The sequence below is a fragment of the Streptomyces massasporeus genome (genome assembly GCF_014648995.1).
GTDB lineage: Bacteria > Actinomycetota > Actinomycetes > Streptomycetales > Streptomycetaceae > Streptomyces > Streptomyces massasporeus.
On the sequence record NZ_BMSE01000001.1, the window covers coordinates 508,471 to 533,169 of the forward strand.

The 24,699-nt window shown below is 71.0% G+C and carries 24 protein-coding genes and 3 pseudogenes; 12 read left to right on the forward strand and 15 right to left on the reverse strand.

What is annotated here, in order from left to right; all coding sequences use genetic code 11:
- Positions 1-58: 58 nt before the first annotated feature.
- The 4 genes from IE153_RS02345 to IE153_RS02360 all read right to left on the reverse strand — a co-directional run bounded on the left by IE153_RS02345 (position 59) and on the right by IE153_RS02360 (position 4,512).
- Positions 59-913: an ABC transporter ATP-binding protein gene (locus tag IE153_RS02345; protein WP_189587965.1), complete on the reverse strand. Its 855-nt coding sequence runs from the start codon at positions 911-913 to the stop codon at positions 59-61.
- Between the two features lie 39 nt (positions 914-952).
- On the reverse strand, positions 953-2,014 hold the full coding sequence (locus tag IE153_RS02350; protein ID WP_189587967.1) for a FecCD family ABC transporter permease: 1,062 nt from the start codon (positions 2,012-2,014) through the stop codon (positions 953-955).
- Positions 2,011-3,072: a FecCD family ABC transporter permease gene (locus IE153_RS02355; RefSeq protein ID WP_189587969.1), complete on the reverse strand. Its 1,062-nt coding sequence runs from the start codon at positions 3,070-3,072 to the stop codon at positions 2,011-2,013. Before IE153_RS02355 ends, IE153_RS02350 begins: the two co-directional genes overlap by 4 nt.
- Before the next feature lie 87 nt (positions 3,073-3,159).
- Positions 3,160-4,512: a lysine N(6)-hydroxylase/L-ornithine N(5)-oxygenase family protein gene (locus IE153_RS02360; protein ID WP_189587971.1), complete on the reverse strand. Its 1,353-nt coding sequence runs from the start codon at positions 4,510-4,512 to the stop codon at positions 3,160-3,162.
- Between the two features lie 247 nt (positions 4,513-4,759).
- Between IE153_RS02360 and IE153_RS02365 the strand changes: the two genes are divergently transcribed.
- Positions 4,760-5,707, forward strand: coding sequence for a methionyl-tRNA formyltransferase (locus tag IE153_RS02365; RefSeq protein WP_189587973.1), 948 nt, complete (start codon positions 4,760-4,762; stop codon positions 5,705-5,707).
- Positions 5,708-5,868: 161 nt separating this feature from the next.
- A complete protein-coding gene (locus IE153_RS02370; protein WP_189587975.1) occupies positions 5,869-6,348 on the forward strand; it encodes a MarR family winged helix-turn-helix transcriptional regulator in 480 nt (159 codons plus the stop codon).
- On the opposite strand, the gene IE153_RS02375 is transcribed toward IE153_RS02370, so the two are convergent.
- From IE153_RS02375 to IE153_RS02390, 4 genes are all read right to left on the reverse strand, one after another.
- On the reverse strand, positions 6,330-7,031 hold the full coding sequence (locus IE153_RS02375; protein WP_189587977.1) for a response regulator: 702 nt from the start codon (positions 7,029-7,031) through the stop codon (positions 6,330-6,332). The two genes, IE153_RS02370 and IE153_RS02375, sit on opposite strands and share 19 nt — an antisense overlap.
- The gene (locus IE153_RS02380) at positions 7,028-8,656 is read right to left on the reverse strand and encodes a sensor histidine kinase (RefSeq protein WP_189587979.1); all 1,629 of its coding nucleotides are present in this window, start codon (positions 8,654-8,656) and stop codon (positions 7,028-7,030) included. The genes IE153_RS02375 and IE153_RS02380 overlap by 4 nt, the downstream gene beginning before the upstream one ends.
- A 95-nt stretch (positions 8,657-8,751) precedes the next feature.
- Positions 8,752-9,255, reverse strand: coding sequence for a hypothetical protein (locus tag IE153_RS02385; RefSeq protein ID WP_189587981.1), 504 nt, complete (start codon positions 9,253-9,255; stop codon positions 8,752-8,754).
- A gap of 74 nt (positions 9,256-9,329) precedes the next feature.
- Positions 9,330-11,225 (reverse strand): ABC transporter ATP-binding protein, encoded by a 1,896-nt coding sequence (locus tag IE153_RS02390; RefSeq protein ID WP_189588527.1) that lies wholly within the window; start codon positions 11,223-11,225, stop codon positions 9,330-9,332.
- A 216-nt stretch (positions 11,226-11,441) separates the two neighbouring features.
- On the opposite strand from IE153_RS02390, the gene IE153_RS02395 reads away from it, so the two are divergent.
- From IE153_RS02395 to IE153_RS42265, 4 genes and pseudogenes are all read left to right on the forward strand, one after another.
- On the forward strand, positions 11,442-12,425 hold the full coding sequence (locus IE153_RS02395; protein ID WP_438817891.1) for a lysylphosphatidylglycerol synthase transmembrane domain-containing protein: 984 nt from the start codon (positions 11,442-11,444) through the stop codon (positions 12,423-12,425).
- Positions 12,426-12,520: 95 nt separating this feature from the next.
- A pseudogene (locus IE153_RS02400) lies at positions 12,521-13,051 on the forward strand (crotonase/enoyl-CoA hydratase family protein); the annotation flags it as partial.
- A gap of 464 nt (positions 13,052-13,515) precedes the next feature.
- Complete coding sequence (locus IE153_RS02405; protein WP_189587983.1) at positions 13,516-13,791, forward strand: hypothetical protein; 276 nt, start codon at positions 13,516-13,518, stop codon at positions 13,789-13,791.
- 8 nt (positions 13,792-13,799) lie between these two features.
- Entirely contained in the window at positions 13,800-13,928 is a 129-nt protein-coding gene (locus IE153_RS42265) for a hypothetical protein (RefSeq protein ID WP_268251700.1), read from the forward strand.
- Positions 13,929-14,118: 190 nt separating this feature from the next.
- Here the strand turns inward: IE153_RS42265 and IE153_RS02410 are convergent, their stop codons facing one another.
- Entirely contained in the window at positions 14,119-14,457 is a 339-nt protein-coding gene (locus IE153_RS02410) for a hypothetical protein (protein ID WP_229828669.1), read from the reverse strand.
- A 122-nt stretch (positions 14,458-14,579) separates the two neighbouring features.
- Positions 14,580-14,864, reverse strand: a complete 285-nt coding sequence (locus IE153_RS02415; RefSeq protein ID WP_189587985.1) for a hypothetical protein — start codon at positions 14,862-14,864, stop codon at positions 14,580-14,582.
- A gap of 420 nt (positions 14,865-15,284) precedes the next feature.
- On the opposite strand from IE153_RS02415, the gene IE153_RS02420 reads away from it, so the two are divergent.
- A complete protein-coding gene (locus tag IE153_RS02420) occupies positions 15,285-15,557 on the forward strand; it encodes a hypothetical protein (protein WP_229828670.1) in 273 nt (90 codons plus the stop codon).
- An 83-nt stretch (positions 15,558-15,640) separates the two neighbouring features.
- Here IE153_RS02420 and IE153_RS02425 read toward each other — a convergent pair whose 3' ends face one another.
- Entirely contained in the window at positions 15,641-16,204 is a 564-nt protein-coding gene (locus IE153_RS02425) for a restriction endonuclease (RefSeq protein ID WP_229828672.1), read from the reverse strand.
- Between the two features lie 423 nt (positions 16,205-16,627).
- Between IE153_RS02425 and IE153_RS02430 the strand changes: the two genes are divergently transcribed.
- Complete coding sequence (locus tag IE153_RS02430; RefSeq protein ID WP_189587986.1) at positions 16,628-16,993, forward strand: hypothetical protein; 366 nt, start codon at positions 16,628-16,630, stop codon at positions 16,991-16,993.
- 81 nt (positions 16,994-17,074) lie between these two features.
- Here the strand turns inward: IE153_RS02430 and IE153_RS42270 are convergent, their stop codons facing one another.
- Positions 17,075-17,206 (reverse strand): hypothetical protein, encoded by a 132-nt coding sequence (locus IE153_RS42270; RefSeq protein WP_268251701.1) that lies wholly within the window; start codon positions 17,204-17,206, stop codon positions 17,075-17,077.
- Positions 17,207-17,356: 150 nt separating this feature from the next.
- Positions 17,357-17,862 (reverse strand): annotated as a pseudogene (locus IE153_RS02435) (Tn3 family transposase); the annotation flags it as partial.
- Between IE153_RS02435 and IE153_RS02440 the strand changes: the two are divergent.
- Together IE153_RS02440 and IE153_RS02445 are read left to right on the forward strand one after the other, a co-directional pair.
- Positions 17,861-18,022: pseudogene (locus IE153_RS02440) on the forward strand (crotonase/enoyl-CoA hydratase family protein); the annotation flags it as partial. The pseudogenes IE153_RS02435 and IE153_RS02440 sit on opposite strands and share 2 nt — an antisense overlap.
- Positions 18,023-18,256: 234 nt before the next feature.
- Complete coding sequence (locus IE153_RS02445; protein ID WP_189587988.1) at positions 18,257-19,354, forward strand: mechanosensitive ion channel family protein; 1,098 nt, start codon at positions 18,257-18,259, stop codon at positions 19,352-19,354.
- 68 nt (positions 19,355-19,422) lie between these two features.
- On the opposite strand, the gene IE153_RS02450 is transcribed toward IE153_RS02445, so the two are convergent.
- The gene (locus IE153_RS02450; RefSeq protein ID WP_189587990.1) at positions 19,423-20,967 is read right to left on the reverse strand and encodes a M1 family metallopeptidase; all 1,545 of its coding nucleotides are present in this window, start codon (positions 20,965-20,967) and stop codon (positions 19,423-19,425) included.
- 187 nt (positions 20,968-21,154) lie between these two features.
- Here IE153_RS02450 and IE153_RS02455 point away from each other — a divergent pair, with 187 nt between their 5' ends.
- Positions 21,155-23,374, forward strand: a complete 2,220-nt coding sequence (locus IE153_RS02455) for an NADP-dependent isocitrate dehydrogenase (RefSeq protein ID WP_189587992.1) — start codon at positions 21,155-21,157, stop codon at positions 23,372-23,374.
- An 88-nt stretch (positions 23,375-23,462) separates the two neighbouring features.
- Here IE153_RS02455 and IE153_RS02460 read toward each other — a convergent pair whose 3' ends face one another.
- Entirely contained in the window at positions 23,463-23,804 is a 342-nt protein-coding gene (locus tag IE153_RS02460; RefSeq protein ID WP_189588529.1) for a DUF5713 family protein, read from the reverse strand.
- Positions 23,805-23,885: 81 nt separating this feature from the next.
- On the opposite strand from IE153_RS02460, the gene IE153_RS02465 reads away from it, so the two are divergent.
- Positions 23,886-24,674 carry an N-formylglutamate amidohydrolase gene (locus tag IE153_RS02465; protein ID WP_189587994.1) on the forward strand — a complete coding sequence of 263 codons (789 nt, stop codon included), beginning with the start codon at positions 23,886-23,888 and terminating at the stop codon, positions 24,672-24,674.
- Positions 24,675-24,699 lie beyond the last annotated feature (25 nt).

Here is a 24,699-nt window from a genome sequence, read left to right on the forward strand (position 1 = left end):
ACCCTCGCCTAAGGGCAGGCAAACCTTATCGCGAGAGAATGAGGTTAGCCTAGCCTTACTAAGGCTCGACTGCGGGGAGGTGACCGGGCAGCACATGGGTGCGTCCGATCGGCACGATGAGCGGCCGGTCGCCGACCGGGTCGTCGATCACCCGGGCCTTCAACCCGAAGGCCTCGTCCAGCAGTTCGGCGGTGATGACGTCCCGCGGGTGCCCCTGCGCCAGGACCGAACCCTCGCGCATCACCACGAGGTTGTCGCTGTAGCGCGTGGCCAGGTTGAGGTCGTGCAGCACCATGACGACGGTGCAGCCCGACTCGTGCAGGTCGTCCACGAGGTCCAGGACGTCCACGGCGTGCGCCAGGTCCAGATAGGTCGTCGGCTCGTCCAGCAGCAGCAGATCGGTGCCCTGGGCCAGGGTCATGGAGATCCAGACGCGCTGGCGCTGACCGCCGGACAGCGCGTCGACCGGGCGGTCGGCCAGGTCGGACACGCCCGTCATGGCCAGGGCGCGCTCCACCACCTCGGCATCGTCGGACGACCACTGCCGCAGCCAGCTCTGGTGCGGGTGACGGCCCCTGGCGACCAGGTCGGCCACGGTCAGCCCCTCGGGCGCGACCGGCGCCTGCGGCAGCAGGCCGAGTTTCTTCGCCACGTCCCGCGTCCTGAGACGGCCGATGTCCTCGCCGTCCAGGACGACGGCGCCCTTGGCCGGCTTGAGCAGCCGGGACAGCGTCTTCAACAGGGTCGACTTCCCGCAGCCGTTGGGGCCGATGATCGTGGTGATCACGCCGGGTGGTATCGCCACGTCGAGCTCGTCGATGACGACCCGGCCGCCGTAGCCGACCGTGACGCCTCGGGCTGCCAGCCGCGAGGTGCCGCCGACCGCGGCCTCGGTGACGGACTGTGCGACCACGGGTCCCCCCTTGCTTAGGTTCACCTGACTCTTGTACATCTACCGCAGGTTCGCCCGCACCAGCAGATAGACGAGGAAGGGCCCCCCGATCGCGGCGGTGACCACGCCGACCGGGAGCGAGACCGGCAGCGCCGTGCGCGCCACGAGGTCGGAGCCGATCAGCAGCAGCGCGCCCACCAGCCCCGAGGCCACCATCGGCGGTGTGGGGCAGCGCGCCAGACGCATCGCCACCTGGGGCGCCACCAGCGCGACGAACGGCACCGGCCCCGCCGCACTCACCGCCACACCGGCCAGCAGCACCGCGCACAGCAGCAGGACCGCCCGCACCCTCGTGTACCGGACGCCCAGCCCCGCGGCCACCTCGTCGCCGAAGTGCATCGGCCTGAACTGGAAGGCGACACAAGAGACGACGAACAGGAGGACGAGCCCGCACCACAGGGCCGTCCAGACCTCGCCCCACGAGCGGTCCTCCAGCGAGCCGACCAGCCACGCCTGGGCCCGGGCCACGTCCCGGATGTCGGCCGTGACCAGCAGCCAGGTCGTGATGGCCTCCATCAGGGCGCTCACCGAGATGCCGATGAGGATGAGCCGGAAGCCGTCGACCCCGCGCCGCCACGCCAGGAAGTACACCAGCAGGCCCGTGCCGAGCCCGCCCGCGAGCGCCGCCGCCGACAGTCCCACGGAGTCGACGATCGCCGCGGCGGTCCCGCCCGAGACGGTCACCAGGAACACCGCGACCGCACTGGCGCCCGAGGTGATCCCCAGGACGTCCGGGCTGGCCAGCGGGTTGCGTGCGATGGACTGTGTGATCGCTCCGGACACGCCGAGCGCGACGCCCACGACGAGCCCGGCCAGGGCCCGCGGCATCCGCAGGTCCATGATGATGAACCGGTCGACCTGCTCGCCCCGTCCGAGGATCGTGGCGATCACCTGTGGGAGGCCCACGGGGAAGTCCCCGACGGCGATGGAGACGCAGAACACCAGGAAGGTCGCCGCCGCGAGCAGCAGCGTGACGCTCAGCAGCCAGGGTCGCCAGACGAACGACACCCGGCCGAGCCGCACACCCGGCGGCAGCGACGGCTTCACCTCGGTCACGTTCATGCCTGCCTGAACTTTCCGCGCCACACGAGTACCGCGAAGAAGGGGGCGCCGAGCAGCGCCACGAGAACACCGGCGTCCAACTCGCCCGGCCGCACCACCAGTCGGCCGACGATGTCGCAGAACAACAGTACGACGGCCCCGAGCAGCCCGGCGTACGGCACGAGCCAGCGGTAGTCCGGGCCGGTCAGGTACCGGGCCACGTGGGCCACCATGAGGCCGAGGAAGGCGATGGGCCCGCAGGCGGCCGTCGCGGCTCCCGCCAGCAGGGTGATGGCGGTGATGCCGACGGTCCGGCTCAGCGCGATGTTCACGCCCAGGCCCCGGGCCACGTCGTCGCCCAGGTTGAGCAGGTTGAGGGAGGGCAGCGTGGTGAGGGCCAGCACCAGCCCGGCGCCGATGAACGCCGTCACCGGCCAGATGACGTCGAATCCGACACCGGCGAGGGAGCCGGCGTTCCAGAACCGCAGCGCGTTCAGCGACGCCTGGTTCGACAGCGCGACCGCCGTGGTCATCGCCATGAGGAACACCGTGATCCCCTGCCCGGCCAGTGCGAGCGTCAACGGGTTGCCGGCCCCCCGGCCGATGCTCGCGAGACCGAAGACCACGACACCGGCGACCGCGGCGCCCACGAAGGCGAACCAGACGTACTGGAACGGGTCGGAGAACCCGAACACGGCGATCACCGACACCACGGCGAACGAGGCACCGGTGTTCACCCCCAGCAGGCCCGTGTCGGCGATCGGGTTGCGCGTGTACCCCTGGATCAGCGCACCGCCGACGCCCAGGGCGACACCCGCCACGATCCCGAGGACCGTACGGGGGACCCGTACGGTCTCCACGATGAGCCGGATCTCGGTGAGCCGCTGGTCGGACTCCGGGGCGGCGAACAGCCCGTGCCACACCTCGGTGGGAGTCAACGCGCGGGCCCCGACGGCCAGCGACAGCACCGTGGCGATCACCAGGAGCGCCACGAGGATGCCCAGACCCATGACCCGCCGCCGACGGGCCGGTGACGAGCCCCTGGCCGCGGGGCGCTCCACTGCAGCAGTCGTGCCCATGTCGACGTACGTTATCCCTTGTGCGGTGGGCGACTTGACCGGACGGTGGCGTGCGACCGAGTACGTGTCCGCAAATTCCCGCCTGCCCTAACGGGCCGCGCTGCCGGTGCCGTCGGCGAGCGTGCGCGGCTGGTCCGCGGGCTCGGCCACGCGGCCGACGAGCGAGTCCAGGATCTCGCCCACCCTGATGGCGGTGTTGGAGAGCAGCGACGAGGTGATGCCGTGCGTGTGCTCCGTGCCGCCCTGGAGGTAGATGCCGCAGCGCAGGGTGGGGTCGGTCGCGATGCTCCAGTCGCGCTCCACGCGGACCCGGCCCTCGTCGTCGCGCAGGCAGCGGTCGGCGACCTCGCCGAGCAGGCTCGTGGGGTCGACGGGGCTGTAGCCGGTGGCGAAGACCACGACGTCCGCTTCGAGGTCGGTGTCCTCGCCGGTGACGAGGGACGTGACCGTGGCGCGGACGCTCGACGGCGACTCCTTGACGCCGGTGAGCCGGGAGACGTTGAGGAACCGCAGGCGCTCGGTGCCGAGGACCTTCTCCTGGTACGACTGCCGGTAGAGGTCGTCGATCAGGTCGATGTCCACCACGGAGTAGTTGGTGTTGCCGTGGTAGTCCATCAGCCGGCGCTTGACGTCCTCGGGGGCGGCGAAGTACTCGTCGACGGCCTGGGGGTCGAAGATCCGGTTGGCGAAGCTGCTGTCGTCGGCGGGGCTGTAGCCGTACCGGGAGAAGACGGCGCAGACCTCGGCCTCGGGGAAGCGGCGGTGCAGGTAGGCGACGTTCTCGGCGGCGCTCTGGCCGGCGCCCACGACGACGAACCGGGACGGCGAGGTGCCCTCCAACTCATCGACCCTGGCGAGCAGTTCGGAGTTGTGCCAGACGCGTTCGCCGCGCTCCACGCCCTCCGGCATCAGCGGGCGCAGGCCGGTGCCGATGACGAGGTTGCGGGCCCGGTGGACCTCCAGGCCGCCGCCCGAGCGGACGGTCACCTCCAGATACTCCACGACGCCGTCCCGGGTGACGGGCGCGACGCCGACGACCTCGTGGCCGTAGGAGACCATGTCGTCGACCTGGGCCGCGGCCCACTCGAAGTAGTCGTGGAACTCCACGCGCAGCGGGAACAGGTTCTTGTGGTTGATGAAGTCGATCAGCCGGCCCTTGCTCTGCAGGTAGCAGAGGAAGCTGTACTCGCTGGCCGGGTTCCGCAGTGTCACCAGGTCCTTGAGGAAGGAGACCTGCATGGTGGCGTCGTCGATGAGCATGCCGCGGTGCCAGCCGAAGCGGGGCTGCTGCTCGAAGAAGTGAGCGGTGACGGCCTCCTGCCTGCCGACGCGGTTGTTGTGCTCGCGGAGCGCGATCGCCATGGCCACATTGGACGGCCCGAAGCCGATACCGATCAGGTCGTGGACCGGTGGTGTGTCACCAGGAAGAACCTGCGACATGTCACTCCCATCGTGCGGGGCAGCCGCGTGTCAGGTGTGGAGGGAACGAAAGGCGGGCATGCCAACGAGGCGGCACACCAAGGAACTTAGGTGAGCCTAAGCTAAACGGGTTGAGGTGTCGACAGGGCAAAACGGACACCGCTCGGATCGCCTTCCGTCAACTGAGCCGTCCTGCAGACCCGTTGCGGACTAAGGTAAGCCTTGCTTTACTTGCGTCGGCCACTGTCTTGCTCTGAGGAGGAACCCCATGCGGGTCGTCATGTTCGGTTACCAGACCTGGGGGCATCGCACCCTGCAAGCCCTCCTGGAGTCCGAGCACGACGTCGTGCTGGTCGTGACCCACCCCAAGAGCGAGCACGCCTACGAGAAGATCTGGAGCGATTCCGTCGCCGACCTCGCCGAGGAGCACGGCGTCCCGGTGCTGATCCGCAACCGCCCGGACGACGACGAGCTGTTCGAGCGCCTCAAGGAGGCCGACCCGGACATCATCGTGGCCAACAACTGGCGCACCTGGATCCCGCCGCGCATCTTCGGCCTGCCGCGCCACGGCACGCTGAACGTGCACGACTCCCTGCTGCCGAAGTACGCCGGGTTCTCCCCGCTGATCTGGGCGCTTATCAACGGCGAGCCCGAAGTCGGCGTCACGGCGCACATGATGAACGACGAGCTCGACGCCGGCGACATCGTCCGGCAGGAGGCGGTGCCGGTCGGACCGACGGACACGGCGACCGACCTCTTCCACAAGACCGTCGACCTCATCGCCCCGGTCACCATCGGCGCGCTCGGCCTGATCGCCGCCGGCCAGACCGAGTTCACCCGGCAGGACCGCTCCCAGGCGTCCTTCTTCCACAAGCGCGCCGACGACGACAGCCGCATCGACTGGAGCTGGCCGGCCGAGGACCTGGAGCGCCTGGTGCGCGCCCAGTCCGAGCCGTACCCGAGCGCCTACACCTTCCACCGGGGCAGGCGGCTCGACGTCCTGGCCGCGTTCGTCTCCGAGGGCCGCTACGGCGGCACGCCCGGGCGCATCTTCTACCGCGAGGGCGACGGCGTGGTGATCGTCGCCGGCGCCGACGCCCGCACCGGACGCAACCGCGGCCTCGCCATCACGCGCGTACGCACCGAGGACGGCCGGGAGTTGCCCGCGGCCGAGTACTTCACCTCCATGGGCGGCTACCTCACCGACCGCCCCTGACGTGCCGGCCCCGGTACGGTCCCGGGGCCGGCCGGCATCGCCGCCGCGCGGACCCGGTCCGCGCGGCGGCGATCCCGCGCGATACCCACGCCACCGACTCCCAAGTGGCCGATTTTCGCCGGGCGTTCACAGCGGGAGCACAGCCGGGCTACCGTTCACACATGACCCCGCCCAGCGTGCTGAACCTCAGCGCGTACCTGATGTACGCGACGGGAAAGGCCGCCCGCCGCACCCTGTCGGAGAAGCTCACCGCGAGGGGGCTGCGGTTGTGGCATCTGACCGTCCTGACCCTGGTCGCCGACCTCGGTGCGCAGCCCAAGGGCGTGCTGGCGGCCCGGCTGGACATGAACGCCAGTGACCTCGCGAGGATCGTGAAGGACCTTTCCGACGCCGGGCAGGTCGAGTGCGTCCGCAGCCTCACCGACCGCCGCCGCGTCGACGTCCGCATCACCCCGGAGGGCAGGAGCGCCCTCGACCATCTCAACGCCGACATCGCCTCCGCGGACGACGACATCCTGACGCCGCTGAGCGAGGCCGAACGCGAGCAACTCGCCTCCCTGCTAAGGCGCGTGCACGCCCACCACGAGGCGACGGGCCCCGCCGCCGGGTCGCGGCCGGCGGCTCAGGCCCGCCAGGCGTAACGGCGTTCGGGCCGGCCGGTGGCGCCGTAGCGCAGGGACACCTCCGCGCTGCCCGTGCCATGGAAGTACTCCAGGTAGCGGCGGGCGCTGACGCGCGAGACGCCGGTCAGAGCCGCGCATTCGGTGGCGGACAGGGTGCCGTCCGCCTCGCGCAGGGCCCGTTCGACGAGTTCGGCGGTCTCCACGCTCATGCCCTTGGGCAGGGTGTGCGCCGGGGCGGGGACGAACGCGCCGGCCAGGACGCGGTCCACGTCCGCCTGCCCCCGGACCACCGTCGTGAGCAGCCGGCCCCGCTGGGCGGCGTATCTCTCCAGGCGCAGACGCAAGTCCTCGAACTCGAAGGGCTTGAGGAGGTAGTCGACCACGCCGCGGCGGACGGCGCCGCGTACGGTGTCGGCCTCCGTCGCCGCGCTGATGACCATGACGTCGCAGTCATGGCCCGCGGTGCGCAGCCGGGGTATGACATCGAGCCCGAAGAGGTCGGGCAGGTACAGGTCCAGCAGGACGAGGTCGGGGCGCAGCTCGTCGACCGCCTCGACGGCCTGCTCCCCCGTGTGGGCCGTGCCGACGACGCGGAACGGCTCGACGCGTTCGACGAACGCGCGGTGGACCCGGACCACCATGAAGTCGTCGTCGACCACGAGGACGTCGATCGCGCCCGCCTTGTCGCTCGCCTCGGTCATGGGGCCGCTCCTTCCGCCACCGTCCCGGTGAGGTGGCTGACGGTCATGCGTGCGGTGAACACGGCCCCTTCGGGGGTGTTGGCCACCGAGATCTCTCCCCCGTGGCGTTCGCAGACCAGCCTGGTCAGGGCCAGTCCGATGCCGCGCTCGCCCTCGCGGGCGGCCTTGGTGGTGAAGCCGTGGGAGAACACCTCGCGGGCCAGCTCGGGAGCGACCCCGGGCCCGGAGTCGCGGACCGCGATCTCCACGCTGGAGGCGTCCTGGCGCAGCGCGACCTCCACCCAGGCGTCGTCCCGTGCGGCGGCGGCGTCGACGGCGTTGTCCACCAGGTTGCCCACCACGGTCGCCACATCGGCGGCGTCCTCCGGGGCGAGACGCTCCAGCGCGGTGTCGTCGGAGATCCGCAGGCTGACCTTCCGCTCGGCCGCGAGGGACGCCTTCGCCATCAGCAGCGCGGCCACCGCGGTGTCCCGGACGCGGCGGCTGAGGGTGACGTCCAGGGACTGGCGGTGCCGGCTCAACGCGCGGATGTAGCTCACGACTTCGTCCTGCTCCCCGATCTGGATCAGTCCGGAGATGGTGTGCAGCTGGTTGGCGAACTCGTGCGCCTGTGCGCGCAGCAGTTCGGAGGAGCTGCGGAAGGAACCGATCTCCCGCTCCAGCCGGGCCAGTTCGGTGCGGTCGCGCAGGGTGGTGACCGAGCCGAGAGGCCGGCCGTCCTTGGTGACGGTCATCCGGTTCATCACCAGGACCCGGCCGTGACGGACGACGACCTCGTCGCGCTCGCCGGCTGCCGTGCCGGACAGCACGTCGCGCAGCCGCCCGTCGATGCCGAGGCCCGCAAGGCTCTGGCCGACACAGTCCTCGGGAAGGTCGAGCAGCCGGCGGCCCATGTCGTTGACGAGGGTGAGCCGGTGCTGCGGGTCCAGGGCGATCACCCCCTCGGCGATCCCGTACAGCATCGCCTCCCGGTGCTCGGCGAGCCCGGCGATCTCGCCCGGCTCCAGCCCGAGGGTCTGCCGTTTCACCCGTCGCGCCAGCAGCCAGGAGCCGGCGACGCCGAGTCCGCTGGCGATGCCCAGGTAGGCGAGCAGGTAGGAGGAGGCGCCGTTGAGCCGCTGCCACACCGTCGGATCGGCCTCGCCGATCATCACCGTGCCGAGGATCCGGCCCAGGTTCTCCTCCGTGGCCCCGAGGACGGGCACCTGGGCGGCCAGCTCGCGCTCGCCGTCCAGGGTCGTCTGCCCGGACCAACCGCGCCCGCGGGCGGTGCCCGGCCCAAGCTGCATCCGCTCGCCGACCACCGTGGGGTTCGTGGAGCTGACGATCCGCCCGGCCCCGTCGGCCACCGTCACCGACGTCACCCCCGACTGGGCCTGCGTGGCGAGCACCAGCGGGGCGAGCGCCTCGCCCGGCGCGGGGCGCACCAGCTGGCTGCGGACCAGGGGGTTGGCGGCCAGCTGTTCGGCGAGCGCGCTCACCCGGCGTCCCTCGACGCGGTTGAAGGTGGCCTGCGACTGGGCGAGGGAGACCGCGGCGACAGCCAGCAGCACCACCACCACGATGGCGAGCTGGAGCACCAGCATCTCGCCCGCGAGCGAATGGCGACGAAAGGTGGCGACCACGACGAACTCAATCTCCGATGCCGCCGCGAGGGGGGCGGCTCATGTGCCGAGCCGCACCATCATGACGCCCACCAGCCGAAATCGAAAGAGAACTGTCACCGCCCGCCCGGCTTGGGGCCGATGCCCCGCAACTCCCTGATCGTGCCGCCGAGCTTCGCGCGGAAGGACTCCAGGAGTGCCGGTTTCACACTGACCACCCAGCGCGTGCCCACGAGGTACTTGCCGCCGTAGACGCGTGCCTCCTCCAGCCAGGTCTCCTTGAACTTCTCCTCGGGGAAGGTGGTGATGAGGTAGTCGGCCTTCTTGGTGTGGCACAGGCCCTGGCGCAGTTCGTCGGCGTCGATGCGGATCTTCGCCTTGCAGCCGGTCAGCCCGGCGATCACCTCCACCTTGGCCGGTGCGACGACTCCGGCGGCGGGGGCGGCGGTCACGCTCGGCGCCGGCTTGCCGCCGTCCGCGCCCTTGCCGTCGCCACCGCCGCCGCAGGCCGTGACGAGGGGGAGGACGACCAGGGCGCCGGCCGCCGCGAGGGCGCGCGGCCGGTGGGCGCGGGAGGGGGTGCGGCGGGGGGATCGTGCGGTCGGTTGCTGCTGGGACACGTCGCCTCTCCGGGTGCGGGCTCTCGGCAGGTGTTCGACAGGAGTACGCACAGGTCCGGGCGGGCGTTCACGCCTCACGCGGCCTCCTCCACCGCCTCGCCCCGCGTTCCGTCGGCCGGTCCCGCGAACTGGGTGCGGTACAGCTCCGCATACCGCCGCCCCGCCGCGAGGAGTTCCTCGTGCGTGCCCCGCTCCACGATCCGGCCGGCCTCGACGACCAGGATCTGGTCGGCCGCGCGGACGGTGGACAGGCGGTGGGCGATCACGACGGCGGTCCGGCCCTCGAGTGCTTCGGTGAGGGCTTCCTGGACGGCGGCCTCGGAGGTGTTGTCGAGGTGGGCGGTGGCCTCGTCGAGGATGACGACGCGCTGCCGGGCCAGCAGCAGCCGGGCGATGGTCATGCGCTGGCGCTCGCCGCCGGACAGGCGGTAGCCGCGTTCGCCGACCACGGTGCCGAGACCGTCGGGCAGGGACCGCACGAGGTCGTCGAGACGGGCCCGGCGCAGGGCGTCCCACAGGTCGTCCTCCGTGGCCTCGGGGCGGGCGAGCAGGAGGTTGGCGCGGACCGTGTCGTGGAAGAGGTGGCCGTCCTGGGTGACCATGCCGAGGGTCTGCCGCAGCGATCCGGCCGTGAGGTCGCGGACGTCGACGCCGCCGATGCGCACGGCGCCCTCGTCGGTGTCGTACAGGCGCGGCATGAGCTGGGCGATGGTCGACTTGCCCGCGCCGGAGGAGCCGACGAGCGCCACGGTCTGGCCGGGTTCGGCGCGGAAGGACAGGCCGTGCAGGACCTCGTCACCGCCCCTTTTGTCCAGGGACGCGACCTCTTCCAGGGAGGCCAGGGAGACCTTGTCGGCGGCGGGGTAGCCGAAGCGGACCCGGTCGAACTCGACCGCCACGGGCCCGTCGGGCACCGGGCGCGCGTCCGGCTTCTCCTCGATGAGGGGCCGGAGGTCGAGGACCTCGAAGACCCGCTCGAAGCTGACCAGGGCGCTCATCGCCTCGACGCGTGCCCCCGCGAGCGCCGTCAACGGCGCGTAGAGCCGGGTCAGGAGCAGGGCGAGCGACACGACCGCGCCGGGTTCCAGGGCGCCGCGCAGGGCGAACCAGCCGCCGAGGCCGTAGACGAGGGCCAGGGCGAGGGCGGAGACCAGGGTGAGAGCGGTGATGAAGGCAGCCTGGGCGGTCGCCGTCCGGACCCCGATGTCCGCGACCCTGCGGGCCCGTTCGGCGAACTCCCGTGACTCCTCCTCGGGACGGCCGAAGAGTTTGACCAGGGTGGCGCCGGGGGCGGAGAACCGCTCGGTCATGCGGGTGCCCATCGCGGCGTTCAGCGTCGCCGCCTCCCGCTGCATCCGGGCCATCCGGCTGCCCATCCGCCGGGCCGGGATCACGAACACCGGCAGCAGCACCAGGGCGAGCAGGGTGATCTGCCAGGACAGCGTGAGCATCACCGCGAGCGTGAGCAGCAGCGTGACGAGGTTGCTGACCACTCCGGAGAGGGTGTTGCTGAACGCGCGCTGGGCGCCGATGACGTCGTTGTTGAGCCGGGAGACGAGGGCGCCCGTACGAGTGCGTGTGAAGAACGCGACCGGCATGCGCTGCACATGGTCGAAGACGGCGGTCCGCAGATCGAGGATCAGATGCTCCCCGAGCGTCGCCGACAGTCTCCGGCCGAGGATGCCCAGCGCCGCCTCCGCCACCGCGATCAGCGCGATGAGCAGGGCCAGGCGTACGACCCTGCCCTCGTCGCCGTCCGACACGATCGTGTCCACGACCCACCCGGCCAGGACGGGTGTCGCCACGGCCAGCAGGGCGGTGCCCACGCCGAGCAGGACGAAGAGGGCGATGCGGCGCCGGTGCGGGCGGGCGAACGCGCCGATGCGGCGCAGGGTCGCCAAGGCGAAGGGACGGCGGTCCTGTTCGGCGTTGATGACACTGTGCAGCTGTGTCCACGCCGTGGTCTCCATGCTCATGGGAGCGACGGTAGAACCTCAAGCAATCTTGAGGTCAAGGAGCTCGCACATTTCCCCGACATCCCGCACAATCAGCCCGATCCCCCCTCTTCCCCGTCCCTCCGCGCAAAGGCCCCGATGACGCTCCCCACCCAGCCGCTTTCCGCGCGCAATCCCCAGTCCCCGCTCCCGCAACCCGCAGTTGGCACGGCCTGGACAGCCTCTTCGGACGTGACAGCGGTACAACTCCCCGAACTCCGCCCGGGACGACTCCCCCGTCGCGTCCCGGTCCGCCGCCTGCGGCAGATCCTGTGTCTGCTCCCGCTCCTGCTCGTGACCGTGGTCGCGGTGCAGCACCGGTCGGTGCTGGCCGCCGGTTTCGCGCATCTGGGCACCGCCGAGTGGCCCTGGCTGCTGGCCGCGGCCGGCGCGACCTGCCTGACCTGGGTCGCCGCCTCCTGTACCCGGCAGGGCGCGGTCGTCGAGCGGCTGCCACGACGACGGCTGCTGGCCACGCAGTTCGCGGCCGGGGCGGCCAACCACCTGCTGCCGACCGGGCTCGGGGCGAGCGCGGTCAACCTGCGGTTCATGACCGTGTGCGGGCTGCCGCTCGCCCGCTCCTCGGCGGCCCTCGGCCTGTACCTGCTGGCCGAGAGCATCGGCCGGGTGGCGCTGCTGGGCGCCCTGCTCGTCGCGTTCCCCGACGCCCTGCGGCTCGGCGCGCTGGTGCCGGAGACGGCGTTCGGCCCGTTGCTGGCCGGCGTCGCGGTGGTGCTCGTGATCGCCGTGACCGTGCTCGCCCTCGTGAAGCGGCTGCGGTCGGCCCTGGTCTCGTTCCTGCGGACGGCGCTCGGCGAGGCGCGTACGGTACACACCCGTCCGGCGCGGGCGCTGGCGCTGTGGGGCGGGTCCTTCGCCTTCCCGGCCCTGCAGGCGTCCGTCCTGGTGCTGGTGGGGCGGGCGCTGGGGCTGGACGTCCCGGCCGCGCACATGGCGGTGGCCTACCTGGCGGCGACGGTCGCCGTCGCGCTGGTGCCCACGCCCGGCGGCATCGGCTCGGTGGAGGCGGCGCTCGTCATGGCGCTGGTGGCGGCGGGCGGCCCGGCCGCGGTGGCCACCGCGGTGGTCCTGGCCTTCCGGGTCATCACCGTCTGGCTGCCGCTGGTGCCGGGCGCGCTGACGCTGGCGGCGCTGGTCCGGCTGAAGGTGATCTGACCCGGGTTCGGCTGAAGGTGATCCGTGCCGGGTTCGGCTGAAGGTGATCCGACCCGGGTAGCGTGCCGATTCCGTCATGCAGAAGGGACTTCACCATGCCGGTGCGGACCGAACGCCAGGGCCATGTGACCACCGTCGTCCTCTCCCGCCCCGAGGCACGCAACGCGGTCGACCGCCCGACCGCGGCGGAACTCATCGCCTCTTTCCGGGAGTTCGACGCGGACGACGAGGCCCGGGTGGCGGTGCTGTGGGGCGAGGGCGGCACGTTCTGCGCGGGCGCCGACCTCAAGGCACTCGGCACCGAGCGCGGCAACCGGGTCGAGCCGGAGGGCGACGGCCCGATGGGGCCGACCCGGCTGCGGCTGTCCAAGCCGGTGATCGCCGCCGTCGCCGGGCACGCCGTGGCCGGAGGCCTGGAGCTGGCCCTCTGGTGCGACCTGCGCGTCGCCGAGGAGGACGCCGTGTTCGGCGTGTTCTGCCGCCGCTGGGGAGTCCCCCTGATCGACGGCGGCACCGTACGGCTGCCCCGGCTGATCGGCACGAGCCGCGCCCTCGACCTGATCCTCACCGGCCGCCCCGTCACCGCCGCCGAGGCCCACGGCATGGGGCTGGTCAACCGCTTGGTGTCACGGCTTATCACGGCTTGCCGTGACGTCAGGCGTTGGCGATACGGCGCTCGATGCCTCCGCTGCCTGCTCGCCTTGCGCGCCGGCACCACGGTGCTCGCCCTCGACTGCCGCCGCGCCGCGCTGGCCACCGGCCACGGCCGCTCGACCATGCACCGCGCCCAGGACCGCCTCACCCTCGGCGGCTGGCTCGCCTCCCGCGACTCCGACGGCCCCGCGGGCACCCACGAACTGCTCCCCGTCACCGCTTCGCACCCCGGATTCGCACCCATTGCACGGGGTGAGACACAAGGAACCCCGCCCCCCCCGAGAGAACGCGACCTGGAGAAGCTGGGCAAGCTCAAGCCGCTTGCCGACGGCGACAACGGAATGCCGACCAGTGTCTTCGCCGGGCTGACCGACCTGGACTGGCGGGAGAACGACCGCGCCAAGGTGCTGGGACCGGGCTCGGACCGGGCTCATCGATGCCCGACCCGGTGATCCCGCCGCTGCGGACCATCGGGTTCCGCCGCCAGCCGAAGGGGGGCATGGCGCCCTTCCTCCACACAAAGATCATGTTGCTCGGCGAGATGTGGTGGCACGACGAGGACGCCCTGGGCGGCGTCGCCGATGTCCTCGGTTTCCGCCCGGAGCGGCTGTGGGTGGGCAGCGTGAACGCCACCCACCGGTCCAGGACAGCCTGGAGTTCGGGATGTGACTCGACGACCCGCAGGCCCTGGAAGCCGCGCAGACATTCCTAGTCCAGCTGATGGCGCACTCCGAAGCACTCGACCCGGACAGCGACCTGTTTCAGCCGGAGCTGCTGCCTGTGGACTTCGACGACGAGGCATTCGCCGAGTACGTCGCGGAGTACGGGTGGGGCGACCCCGACGCCTGAACGGAGCCGACTGCCAGGCCAGACAGGGGGTCTCCCCGTCAGGCAAGTTAGGCAAGTGCAACTTCGGAAACGGTTCGATCGAACCGTTTCCGGGACGGACGTTCAGAACTCGGCAACGTGTCCAGGAAGTGGTTCGGTCGAAACACTTCCTGGACACACGTTCGGCCAGAGCCTACGTACCTCGCTGGGCTCAGGGGGCCGTGGCCATGAAGGTGGTCGTCACCCCTGCTGGGGCGGGTTCAGGATCAGAGTTCACCTGCTCCATCGGCAGCCGCTTGCGTCGCACCCGCAGTTCACGCGCCGTCAGCTCGACGCGCTGATCCTTCTTCGGATGCCAGACGACACCGACCCCGAAGGGCACCCACAGCAGGATCCCGATCAACGGCCAGACCAGAGCGTCGCCCCACGACCGGAGCAGCCCGCCGTCCAAGAGGTGCAGGGCCCCGAAGACCAGAACCCACTTAGCCGTCATCCGCCAGAACCCGCTGCCCTGCCTGTACAAGACCCGCCGCTTCCCCGTCGTCGCCATGCCCGCACGCTACCGGCCGCCCCGCAGCTCACCGTCGGTGCCCTTCTCCACTGCACGGGCGGGTGACTCCCTGTGGGCAGTTCAGGCATGTAGGGCGTGCCGGAACAGCATCAAGGCCAGCCTTAGGATCCCTCACCCGCCTTCTGCCCCGTAGTCCGGCTAGCCAGGCGGAACAGGACCCGGGCGTACACGAGGGTCGCCGCCGTAATGATCGTCGGGATGACCGCCAGTGCGAGTATGCCCACCAGCGCGCGGCCGCCTTCGGTGGGCGCGAAGCGTCCCCGGTCGTCGTCCAGCAGGAACCGGTAGCCGAACCACGCCCACAGCGCTAGGGACAGCAGCATCCACCCGACCGCCCACTTCTCGATCAGGTGCCCGTCCTGGCGGAGCTGCTCCGCGTCCGTCATCTTTCCCCCTGCTTCACTGGTGATCAGTGGCCAGTTCATCACACCGCGCAAGTGTCGAACGAACGCGCCGATCCTCTTAGGTGTTTCGGTCGAAGCACTCCCTGCAGTCGCGTACGGAGCGAGTGAGTGTGTCCACGAAGTGGTTCGGGCGAAACCGGTCCCTGTACTCCCGTTCGGGACGACGTCCCGCACCGCAGGGGTACGCCACGGGCCAGCAGCAACGGGAGGCGCCGGGGGCGGCTCGTACGTCGCCGGCCGACCGAGCGCAGAATCGGCACGTACCTGAACAACCCGCTGATATCTGTCAGGCACAATCGCCCCGGGCTACATGACCAACATGCCTGTCTCGAAATCTGCGACCGCGATAGCCGACGATCCCGACTGGACGCCCGTCATGCGCGGCAGCTCGACGAGGCCACCGTGTGGATGCTCAACAACGCCGCGACGTACGCCGGCAGCTGGCCAAACTCCCGCATCTTCCGGTTCGCCATCGACTACGCCGGTCACGCGCGTGCGGTCGTGCTGTCCGGACGGGAGGAGGCCACCAAGGTGGAGCTGCTGCTTGCGCTGTACGTGCCGGTTCAGCGGCAGTTCTTCGGGTGGCCCTGGTCGCGTGCCCGGCACGCCGTCGCCGATCACCGCGCTTTTGCCGAGACCATCGCCCGCATCAGTGGCGAGCCCAGCACCCCCTAGCAGGGCAGACGACCGGGCTCCGGGCGCGAGGCGACATGACGGTGGGCGGGACCAACTGGTCCCGCCCACCGTTGCTATGAAGCTCAGCGAAGCTGTGGAGGCTTCCGGGGCGGTGGGACAGCCGGAAGGATCTCCCACAGTGGTCGCCCGCCCCGGGCCCATTGCTCTAGCACGCGCCGGTCGACCAGGTGCAGGCGCTGCTGCCGGGCGAAGTCGCGGGCAGGCCCGGAGATTCCTGCGTTGGTCACCATCACGACGACGTCGCCGCCGTGCACCGGCCGGCCGGTGCCGTTGAGCGTCTGCAGTTCCGGAGTACCGACAGCCGAGCCGTCCAGCCCCTTCCTGCGGTGCTTGCACTGGATCACCCACAACCGGCCGAGCGGATCGTGCCCCTTCACGTCGGCGCCGAGGTCGCCCCGGCCGCCGCAGCGCAGCGCGTCGCGGGAGCCGTCCCGGGCCAACAGGTCACGTATGGCGATCTCGAAGGCGCTGTGGTGCATGGCGTCGAACTGGCCGAGCGAGTAGGTCAGGCCCTCGACCCGCAGCTGCGCGGACCGCATCTGGTCAATCTGCCGGTAGATCCAGCCCGCGAGGGCGAGAAGCGCCAGCAGGCCGAGCACGACCAGGACCCACCAGTGCGCCCACACCCACTATCCGACCTTGACCAGCATCAATCCGACTACCACGAGCCCGCCCAGCGCGATGAGCAGCTCGTCGCTCTTGCGCCGCCGCCGACGCGGGCTCACCGACAGGCCCCCGCCGCCACGGTGCACGGCGTCCCGCACACACCCGGGCCAGTGTGATCGACGTCTTCGTATCCCCTGTTCCCGGGCACATCTCCCCCTCGTCCGCAGCTCCCCGCCGCTCTCATGACAGCACCCGGCGCTGACAGTCGGCCCGCCGTCGGGATCACCCGTCTGAAAAGCGCTGGCCGACGCCCAACGCCTGCGCACGGTCGTTGAGTTGGCCGCCCTGGACTGTCAGTGCCGGTCGCTACTGTCGAATGCTGCGCCGAGTAACACCCGGCCCCGCCTGGGGGCACTGCCCCCATTCACCGCCGAGGACCGCCCGTGACCTACGTACGCCCCCACTACCGCCGCGACGGCACCTACGTCAAAGGCCACAACCGCCGCACCCGGCCGCGCACCGCACAGCCCCGCACGGCACCCCGACGCGCCACCCCGAGGCCCCGCCCGGTCCCCACCGGACCGACAACCTACGTCCGCCCCTACTACCGCGCCGACGGTACCCGCGTGCGCGGGCATAACCGGTCCATCAGCCCGCGCACCATCGCCGCGGTCGCGGGCACCGGGAGCGGAGGTCTGCTACTGCTCCTGTTACTGCTGGCCCTGGCTGGCGGACCGGGAACCAGCAGCAAGGCACCGGCCGGCACCACCCCTTCGCAGTCGGCGTCGATCCCGGCCGCTCCCCGTTGATGGGACTCATCCCGCGCAGCAAGCAGACACAGCACAGGGCCCCGGACGGCGAATCGTCCGGGGCCCTATGCTGTCTGCAGGTCAGTCCGCGCGTTCGTAGCGGACGACGGCTTCCGCCACGTCCCGCTCCTGCCTCGCCTTGCCGATCGCGTCGTCCAGCGCCATACGGCGACGGCAACCATGGCCACTGACACCGAGGACCAATCCGGCCAACTCCCCCAGTACGGGGGCGATCCGGACATTCGGGGACGCATTCCGGCCCGGGCACTGTAAAGCAGCTTGCCATGTAAACCGTCTTACAGCACCGTCGTTGTGTGAGTACGTGACGAGACGAAGTGATGGCCGCACTGCGGGACTGGTCGACTTCCGGGCGAGCGCGTGGCGGCCCTCCTGGAGGTTGGCCTGCGCCTTGACGGGGTCGGCCGCCCGTCCCTCGACAGCATCCGGATCACGTCGTTCGCGCGCACGGCGCCGGTGTGGATGGAGCCGATAATCCGCAGGATGTCCTCCCACTGCCGTTCGATCCGGGCGAGATCGACCCGACCACGGGCGGCGTCGGTGAAGGCGCCGTAGTCGGCGGTACGGTCGATGCGCCACATCTTCTGGTCCGGCAGGTCGGCGAGCTGCGGCGCGTACGCGAACCCGGCCAGGATGAGGAGTCCGAAGACGATGTCGCTGTACGAGGCGGTGTCCGTGACGATCGTCTCCGGGCGCTTGCCGCCGTCCCGGTCGTAGAGGACGTCCAGCACTTACAGCGAGTCGCGCGGGGCGCCGGCCACCACCTTCCCTCCCAGTCCCGCCGCCTGGTCGTTGATCATGTTCAGCCACGTCGCGCCACCCCGGCGCCCGAAGTACTTGGGGTTGCGGCGCTCCGACCGGGCCTCCGTCCTGGACCAGGAGGGCCTGGACGAACCGGCCGCGCTGCACGCCGAGTTCCGGCACGGCGCGGGCGTCCTCGCCGAAAGCCTCGAAGGAGCCGCCCGGTTCGCCTCCGGCGAGGGCCGGCACGGGTCGTTCACGGACCAGTGAGCGAGCCGGGCGTGACAGCACGTCATGTGCAGTAACTCACCCTCCGCTCACCCCCGTCTCCGGTACGGAACCCCGTACGGGATACGGCAGGATGAACGATCGTGCCGACCGCAGGTCAGGGTGGTCGGGCACCTTCGGACATCCCGGAAGACGAGCAGGTGACGACGTGACGAAACTTCACATCCGGCCGCCGGTGACGGCGTTCGCGGCAGCTCCCCGCCCCGGAGGTGACCGGTGAACCGGGCACTCACCGTGGACGATCTGCTGTTCGCCGGCATCGCCCTCGGCTCGGGCCTGCTGGCGGCGTTCGCGCTGCGCATCCTGCTGCGCTGGCTGGGCGGGCACGCAGACCGCACCCGCTGGACCGGCGACGACGTCATCGTGCACGCGCTGCGGGCCGTGGTGCCCTGGGCCGCGGTCGTGGGCGGCGTGGCGGGCGCGGCGGCGGTGCTGCCGCTGACCCGCACGGTGCAGCACACCACCAACCAGGTGCTCACCGTGCTGCTCATCTTCGTCGCGACGGTGTCGGCGGCCCGGGTCGTGACCGGGCTGGTGCGCACGGTCACGCAGTCCCGCTCCGGGGTCGCCGGTTCGGCCACGATCTTCGTCAACATCACCCGGATCCTGGTCCTGGCGATCGGCTTCCTGGTGGTGCTCCAGACCCTGGGCATCTCCATAGCGCCGCTGCTCACCGCCCTGGGGGTCGGCGGTCTCGCGGTGGCGCTGGCGCTTCAGGACACCCTCGCCAACCTCTTCGCGGGCATCCACATCCTTGCCTCCAAGACGGTCCAGCCCGGCGACTACATCAAGCTCAGCAGCGGCGAGGAGGGCTACGTCGAGGACATCAACTGGCGGCAGACGACGATCCGCAACCTGTCCAACAACCTCATCGTGCTCCCCAACGGCCAGCTCGCGCAGGCGAACATGACCAACTTCATGCGCCCCGAGGAGCAGCTGACCGTCCTGGTCCAGGTCGGGGTGGCCTACGACAGCGACCTGGAGCACGTGGAGCGGGTGACCAACGAGGTCATCGCCGAGACGATGACCCAGGTCGAAGGCGCGGTGCCGGACCACGAGCCGATCATCCGGTTCCACACCTTCGGCGACTCGCGCATCGGCTTCACCGTCATCCTGGGCGTGGGCGAGTTCAGCGACCAGTACCGGATCAAGCACGAGTTCATCAAGCGCCTGCACAAGCGCTACCGCGCGGAGGGCATCCGCATCCCCGCCCCGGCCCGGACGGTGGCGCTCCAGCAGGGCGGGGTCGTCATCCCGCAGCAGCGGACCGGCGAGATCGAGCCGGGCGGGCTGAGCACCGCCCGGTTCGACTGAGGCGCGCCGGCGCGGACCAGGGGCGCCTCGGCCGAGGCACGCGGGCCCGGCCGAGGCGCCCCGGTGTGTCACAGCGTCGCGGAGTTCTCGTGGTGGTGGCTGTCCCTCCGGTCGCGCGGCGCCGAGAGGGACGCCTTCACCGGCGTCACCGTCCAGTCCGGGTGCCCCGGCATCCGCGGCGTCTTCGTGCCGTACAGCCAGTCCCGCAGGAAGCCGGTGAGGTCCTGGCCGGAGACCTCGGAGGCGACGGCGATGTAGTCCTGCGTGGAGGCGGTGGAGTCGCGGTACCGCTCAAGGAACGCGCGCTCCAGGGCCGTGAAGGCCGCCTCGCCGACCTGCTGCCGCAGCGCGTACAGCACGAGCACGCCGCCGAGGTAGCGCTGGCTGTCGAACAGGTTGGCCGCGTTGGGCGCCGCCACCGGCCCGGAGTCGCGACGCCACTGGTCGCCCTGGGCGTAGGTGTGCTTCATGCGGGCTTCCAGCGTGGTCAGGCCCAGCGAGTCCGCCCAGCCGCGCTCGTAGCGGTACAGCAGCCCGTAGAAGTCGGCGTGGCCCTCGTTCAGCCACAGGTCGGCCCAGGTGGCGGGGCTGACGCTGTTGCCGAAGTAGGAGTGGACCAGCTCGTGCATCATGTGCGAGCCGATCTTGCTCTCCTCCTGGAGGAGGTAGTTCGGCTTGTAGAGCGTGAGGGTCTGGGTCTCCAGGCCGGTGAAGTCGAAGGCGTTCGAGGCGTCGTTGTTGCAGGGCAGCAGGCCGTACGTCTCGAAGGGGTACGCGCCGAGCCGCTGCTCGACCCACGCCACCAGGGCCGGGGTGAGCGCCAGGGCCGGTTCCAGCGCGGTGGCCCGGGCGACGGGGACCACGTCCCGCAGCGGCAGCCCGTGCGGGCCCTGCCGGTCCTTGATCACGTAGTCGCCGACGGTGATCTGCACCACCTCGGTGGCGATCGGCGAGCGGGAGCGGTACGTGTACGCGGTGCGGTCGCCGGACAGCTGCTCGGTACGCTCCAGCCGGCCGCTGGCGACGCCGCGCAGCCCGGCGGGCACGGTCAGGCGGAAGGTGAAATCGGCCTTGTCGGAGGGATGGTCGTTGCAGGGGAAGACGGTGTGCGCCAGGTCCGGCTGGCAGCACACCGCGAATCCGTCCGGGGTGGCCACCCAGCCGCCGGCGGGCGGCGGGGTCCGGCGCGGGTCGGCGCCGTAGGTCACCGACACCGTGGCCCGGGCCTTCGCCGCGAGCGGCCGGACGGGGGTGACCCGCAGCTTCTCGGCCACCTGCTCGAAGGCGGCCGTGCGGCCGTCGACCCGGACGGAGCGTATGTCCAGGCCGCGCGCGTCCAGGGAGAGGCGGCTGAGGGCCTGGGTGGTACGGATGGTCAGGGTCGCGGTGGCCTCGACGAGCTTGGTCGTGGCGTCGTACGCGAAGTCGAGGTGGTAGGCCGAGACGCGGTATCCGTCATTGCCGAGGGCGGGGTAGACGGGGTCGCCGAGGGTCTCGGGGCCCGGGCCGGCGCCGGTCCGGCCGGCCGCCTGGGCCGGGATCCCCGTGGTCAGAGCCGCCGCCGTGCCGAGAAGGGCAACCGCCGGGGCCGTCACTCTGGTGCGATATCTCATGGTCCGCTTTCGCTCGGACGGCCGGGTGGTCAGGTCCGGCCGTGGCTTGGAGTGAGTGATCTCTCTCCCAGACACGGGAGCGGGGCGATCGGTTGCACGAAACTGGTCGCGGACCCCTGTCGAGACGAGGTCGATCACGAGATATCTTGATGTCGAGCAATGTTGCAGACGTGGAGCGGAGCACCCGGTGACTGACTCGACCATCATCTATACGCACACTGACGAGGCCCCCGCCCTGGCGACGTATTCCTTCCTGCCGGTGGTCCGGGCGTACGCGTCGCAGGCGGGTGTCGCCGTGGAGACCCGCGACATCTCGCTGGCCGGACGCATCATCGCCGTCTTCCCGGAGTACCTGACCGAGGACCAGCGCATCCCGGACGCCCTCGCGGAGCTCGGTGACCTCGCCAAGACGCCCGCCGCCAACATCATCAAGCTGCCGAACATCTCGGCGTCCATCCCGCAGCTCAAGGCCGCCGTCGCCGAGCTGCAGGGCCAGGGCTACGCGCTGCCGGACTACCCGGACGACCCGAAGACCGACGAGGAGCGCGAGATCCGCGCCCGCTACGACAAGATCAAGGGTTCCGCCGTGAACCCGGTCCTGCGTGAGGGCAACTCCGACCGGCGCGCCCCCGCCTCGGTCAAGAACTACGCAAAGTCCCACCCGCACCGCATGGGCGCCTGGACCGCCGAGTCCAAGACCAACGTGGCGACCATGGGCCAGAACGACTTCCGCTCCACCGAGAAGTCCGTCGTGATCGCCGAGGACGGCGCGCTGCGCATCGAGCTGGTCGGCGACGACGGCACCACCACGGTGCTGCGCGAGTCGGTACCTGTGCTCGCCGGCGAGGTCGTCGACGCCTCCGTGATGCGCGTCGCCGCGCTGCGCGAGTTCCTGACCGCGCAGGTCGCCAAGGCCAAGGCCGAGGGCGTGCTGTTCTCGGTGCACCTGAAGGCGACGATGATGAAGGTCTCCGACCCGATCGTCTTCGGCCACGTGGTGCGCGCCTTCTTCCCGAAGACGTTCGCGCAGTACGGCGACAAGCTCGCCGCGGCCGGCCTGACCCCGAACGACGGTCTGGGCGGCATCTGGAAGGGCCTGGACGGCCTGCCGGAGGGCGCCGAGATCAAGGCCTCCTTCGACGCCGAGCTCGCCGAGGGCCCGGAGCTGGCCATGGTCGACTCCGACAAGGGCATCACGAACCTGCACGTCCCCTCGGACGTCATCGTGGACGCCTCCATGCCGGCCATGATCCGTACCTCCGGCCACATGTGGGGCCCGGACGGCCAGGAGCACGACACCCTCGCGGTCCTGCCGGACTCCTCCTACGCGGGCGTCTACCAGGCCGTGATCGACGACTGCCGGGCCAACGGCGCCTTCGACCCGTCGACCATGGGCACGGTGCCGAACGTCGGCCTCATGGCGCAGAAGGCCGAGGAGTACGGCAGCCACGACAAGACCTTCGAGGTCCCCACCACGGGCACCGTCCGCCTGGTCGACGGCAACGGCACCGCGCTCATCGAGCAGACCGTCTCGGCCGGCGACATCTTCCGCGCCTGCCAGACCAAGGACGCGCCGATCAAGGACTGGGTGAAGCTGGCCGTCACCCGCGCCCGCGCCACCGGCGACCCGGCGGTGTTCTGGCTGGACGAGACCCGCGCGCACGACGCCAACCTGATCGCGAAGGTCAACGCCTACCTCGCCGACCACGACACCGAGGGCCTGGACATCCGGATCCTCAACCCGGTCGAGGCCACGAAGCTGTCGGTGGAGCGCATCCGCCGCGGCGAGAACACGATCTCGGTCACGGGCAACGTGCTGCGCGACTACCTGACCGACCTGTTCCCGATCCTGGAGCTGGGCACCAGCGCCAAGATGCTGTCGGTCGTCCCGCTGATGGCGGGCGGCGGCCTGTTCGAGACGGGTGCCGGCGGCTCGGCGCCGAAGCACGTGCAGCAGCTGGTCAAGGAAAACTACCTGCGCTGGGACTCCCTGGGTGAGTTCTTCGCCCTGGTGCCGTCCTTCGAGCAGCTCGCGAAGGTGGCGGGCAACGCCCGCGCCCAGGTCCTGGCCGACACCCTCGACCGCGCCACGGCGACCTTCCTCGAGGAGGACAAGTCCCCGACCCGGCGTGTCGGCGGCATCGACAACCGCGGCAGCCACTTCTACCTGTCCCTGTACTGGGCGCAGGAACTGGCCGGGCAGAGCGACGACGCGGACCTGGCGAAGGCCTTCGCCCCGCTCGCCGAGACGCTCGCCGCGAACGAGCAGAAGATCGTCGACGAGCTGAGCGCCGTGCAGGGCAAGCCGGTCGACATCGGCGGCTACTACCAGCCCGACCCGGCGAAGGCCGCGGAGGCCATGCGCCCGTCCACCACGTGGAACGAGGCCCTGGCGTCCCTGAGCTGACGCTCCGGGCCCCTTCGGCCCGCTGACTCCGCCCCGGCCGGCACAGCGCCCGGCCGGGGCGGAGTCGTATGCGCTCCTCCCCCGGACCTCACCACTCCCGCGTGGCGATCAGCTCCTCCACGTCCGCGTCCGGGAAGCCGTACGCGGACGCGACGAAGGCGAAGTCCTCGGCTATCTCCTCCCGCGCCACCGTCTCGATCTCGCTGCCCGCCGCCTCGAACGCGGCCTCCAGGTCGTTGAACTCCTCCGTGGCCGCCTGCGTCAGCGCGTACAGCGCGGCGAGGCCGGCGGGGCGCTCCCGCTCGATGCGCTCGCACAGGGCGAGCAGGACGGCGCGGCCGCGGTCCAGCACGTGGTCCGGGTAGTAGCCGTCGTCGTACAGGCCCCGGAGGAACGGATGGGTGCTCACCCGCTGGTTGCTGATCGGCATGGCGTCCTCGGCCTCGATGGTCGGTCGATGTGGCACCTTGATCCTGCCGGACACCACTGACAACGCCCCTGGAGCCGCCTCGTGACCGATGCCCCGCCGCCCTTCGAGCTGCTGCCCGGGGCCGGGCGGTCCCCGGTGATCCTCCATGTGCCGCACGCCGCGCGGGAGATACCACGGAGCGTGCGCGCGGGAATCGCGCTCGGCGACGAGGAACTGGCGCGGGAGCTGGACCACATCACGGACGCGCACACGGACCGGATCGCCGAGGTCGCGGCCGGGCTGGCCGGCGTCGCACCGTGGCGGTTCGTCAACCGGCTGTCGCGGCTGGTCGTCGACCCGGAGCGGTTCCCGGACGAGCGGGAGGAGATGCTCGCCGTCGGGATGGGGGCGGTGTACACGCGGACCACGCACGGCGACGCGCTGCGGTCCGAGGGCGTCGAGGCCGGGCCGCTCGTCGAGCGGTACTTCCTGCCCTACGCGCGGGCGATGACCGAGGCCGTGGCGGACCGGCTGGCGGCCACCGGCCGGGCCGTGATCATCGACGTGCACTCCTACCCGAGCCGGAGACTGCCCTACGAGCTGCACGGGGAGGGGCCCCGCCCGGCGGTCTGTCTCGGCACCGACTCCTTCCACACGCCTCCCGCGCTGCTGGACGCCGCCCGGGAGGCGTTCGGGGAGACGGAGCTCGACACGCCGTTCAGCGGGACCTACGTTCCCCTGGAGTTCTACGGGAAGCGGCCCGAGGTGAGCGCGCTCATGGTGGAGATCCGCCGGGACACCTACATGACCGAGCCGGGCGGCCCCGCCGGGCCCGGGCTGGAACGGCTCGGCGGGGCACTGGCCGAGCTGGTCGACGCCGTGTCCCGCTGAGCCGGCCGGGCGGTGATGCGGGGCC